The following is a 2,962-nucleotide window of genomic DNA, read 5'->3' on the forward strand; positions in this document are numbered from 1 at the left end:
TATTGCCGTCGTAATGCTTAAAATGCTCCTGCCGTTTGCCGCCCTCATAATAACCGGCATCGTGCACCTGCTAGCTTGGAGCAAGATAGAAAAGCTCGCCTAAGCCGAAGCGCTTTCGTTTTGCAGCGACCGCGCGCTTTTGCAAGTCTAAACTGCAACGTCCAAGCCGCGCCATCCGGCACAGCGTCGCCGCACGCAGCAAAGCCACAAGATAGCGCGTAAATTTAGAAAATTCAAAGGATAAAAATGAAAGAAATTTCAAAGCAAGGTCTGCTTCGCAAGGCGAAATTCCGCGGAATTTTAGGCGCCGTGATTTTACTAGGCATCGGCGTAAGCGGCACGGTGGGCGTAAGCAGCATAGACGAGGACGCGGTCGCGATTTTTAGAGTTTTAGCGCTACTAGCGACGCTAGCGATATTTTACGACTGCTTCGTTTGCCTAGAAAAGGCACTAGGCGTGCGCTTCGTTAAGACCTATAGGCTGATAGAAAGTATCCCGATCGTTGCTATTTTGTGCTACTGCGCCATGGTAGTAGCGTTAAAAGATGGCGCGATGCTCGATCTGCTCTACACCCTACTCTACGTCCTTTCGACGTGCGCGGCGGTGATAATCTGGGGCGTATTAAACTGCCGCCTAGCCACACTTAGCGGCGTGGATTTATTTAAAATCTACGGCATAGTGGTGTCCGTGGCGTGGCCCTGCGAAGCGGTATCGGGCGCGCTAGCTAAAATAGGCGTAATCCTCGCGCTGCCGTATCTAATCGCAGCGTCGCTGGTAACGGCATTTTCGGGGATTTTGCTAATCATAGCGTGGATAAAATTCAACCCCGCAAGGTTATGCGGCGCGGAAAATTCTAGCGAGCTTGACGGCGCCAAGCTAGGCGCGGACGGCGAAAAACCGAGCATTTACAGTAAACTCGCCGCTTTTAAGAAATCGGACGCGGACGATGCGAAAAAGCCTGCTTCCAAGGCGAGCGCAGATGATACGACCGCCGCAAGACGCCCGGGCAACCCCGGATTTAAATTCTAACTCTACTCGCAAGATGGAATTTCGCAAAATTTTTAAAATTTAAGGTGCGGAATTTTATTGCGACGCGCGGCGCATCGGGCGGAAACACGGAATTTTGATTTAATTTTATCCGCTACGAACGCGCAAAATTTAGGGTAAAATTCCAGCCAAAATTCTAAACTAAAATTCCGATCTAAATCCCTAATCCAGCTTATTTCTAAAAAGCGACGCCGCAAAGCTCAACGTGCCAAGCCCGATCAGCAGCAGCGGCACGATGAGATGCCACAGCTCGCCCAGGCCCGCGCCTTCCAGATAGATCCGCCACATGCAGTTGTTGGCATAATACATCGGATCTAGGTGCGCGATATAGTAAAACCACCGCGGCATCGCGTCCGCAGGCGTTATCAGCCCGCTTATCATAATGCACGGCAGCAGGAACAAAAACGAGCTCACGACCGATTGTAGCGAGGTTTTGCAGACGGTCGAGATCACGAGGCCGATGCCTACGTTGCAGGCGCTAAAGATCGCGATGATCGCAAAAAGGTGCGCAAAGCGCCCGCGGAATGGAATTTCAAAGTAAAATACGCAGATCAAAAACAGCGCGAGCCCCTGCGCGATCGCGATCAGCACGGGCGGCACGGCTTTGCCGATCAGCATCTCAAGCGGGTTCGCGGGCGTCATCAGCATCATATCAAAGCTCCCCTCCTCGCGCTCGCGGGAGACGCTAAACGCCGATAGCATCAGCACCTGAATCATCGAAAGTCCCAAAATCATCCCCGTCATGATCGTGTAGCGCGTGATCGTGTTTTCGTTAAAAACATAGCGCGGATTTATGCTGATTAAATTGACAAAATGCTGCGCGTTGTATTCCCCAGCTATGGCCTGCACGAAGCCGATGACGGTGTTTGCCAAGGTCGTATTGCGCGAATCCGCGATGATCAAAAGCTCATGCGTATCCTTAAAATCGCTGCCAAAATAGATCCCGATGATCGCCTCGCCCTCGCTTACCGCGCGGCGCAGGCAGGCTAGGTCTTTGCAGCCAAGATCTGTTTTAAACATCGGCGTAGCGGCGATCTGCTGTACCAGCGCGGTGGACGTCGCATCGCGGGCGTCGTCCAAAATTGCGTAGCGCACCTGCTCGGGGGTGAAATTTGCGCCGTAGCCGAATATGATCGCCTGCACCAGCACCGGCACGATCAGCACCATGCGCGTGCCCTTGTCGCGAAACATCGCCAAAAATTCCTTCTTAATAAGCGCGCGAATTCGAAGCAGTGATTTTCGCAGAGCGTTCATCGCACGCCCCTTTTAAATTTAGCGGCATCTTTAAATTTAACGCCATTTTCAAATTTAGAGGCGCTGGCGTGCGGAGTGAAATTTGAGATAAAATTTAAAAACGGAATGGACGCGGGTTTAAATTTATGCAGCGCGAGCATAAATTTTAAAATTTCAAACCGATTACTCAGCTTGGGCGTAAATTTTAAAATTTCAAACCGATTGCGCGGCACCTCGCGCATAAATTTTAAAAGCGCAAGTTTAAATTTACGCGACAGCAAGGAGATGAAATTTAAAAGCGCGCCCGTGAGGTCAAATTTGCTAAATTTTTCTTCGCGCCCTACTTCGTAGCCGCGCCGTACAGCTGCGCTACAAAATCGCGCTATGTAGCGCCGTGCAGAATTCAAATATCCGCCTGCATGATTAAACTTAACTGCGCACAGTTTTTCTGCTATGCCGCATCCGCGCCCTGCTTCGGCTTTGTCTGCGTTCGGCAAAACACGATGCAGAGCGCGAAGCGGCTCGCAAACATTAAATCCATTCCGCGATACGAAATTTTGCGCTATGTCCGCAAGACGCGCTAAAGCGCGCATAAATTTTAAAATTTCAGATCCGTCGCTCAGCTTGGACGTAAATTTTAAAATTCTAAATCCATTGCGCGACGGCGCTGGCATAAAATTTA

Annotated in this window: 3 protein-coding genes; 1 reads left to right on the top strand and 2 read right to left on the bottom strand. The window is 50.6% G+C overall.

The annotated features are described in order from the left end of the window. Positions 1 to 246: 246 nt before the first annotated feature. Complete coding sequence (locus Q0140_RS05500) at positions 247 to 1,029, top strand: hypothetical protein (RefSeq protein WP_297962642.1); 783 nt, start codon at positions 247 to 249, stop codon at positions 1,027 to 1,029. A 180-nt stretch (positions 1,030 to 1,209) separates the two neighbouring features. Here the strand turns inward: Q0140_RS05500 and Q0140_RS05505 are convergent, their stop codons facing one another. Both Q0140_RS05505 and Q0140_RS05510 read right to left on the bottom strand, forming a co-directional pair. Then, positions 1,210 to 2,301, bottom strand: a complete 1,092-nt coding sequence (locus Q0140_RS05505) for an ABC transporter permease (protein WP_297962644.1) — start codon at positions 2,299 to 2,301, stop codon at positions 1,210 to 1,212. Beyond that, positions 2,298 to 2,962, bottom strand: a 665-nt coding sequence (locus Q0140_RS05510) for a hypothetical protein (protein WP_297962646.1), incomplete at its 5' end; no start/stop codon positions are given. The genes Q0140_RS05510 and Q0140_RS05505, both read right to left, overlap by 4 nt.

This window comes from uncultured Campylobacter sp., assembly GCF_938045405.1.
Taxonomy (GTDB): domain Bacteria; phylum Campylobacterota; class Campylobacteria; order Campylobacterales; family Campylobacteraceae; genus Campylobacter_B.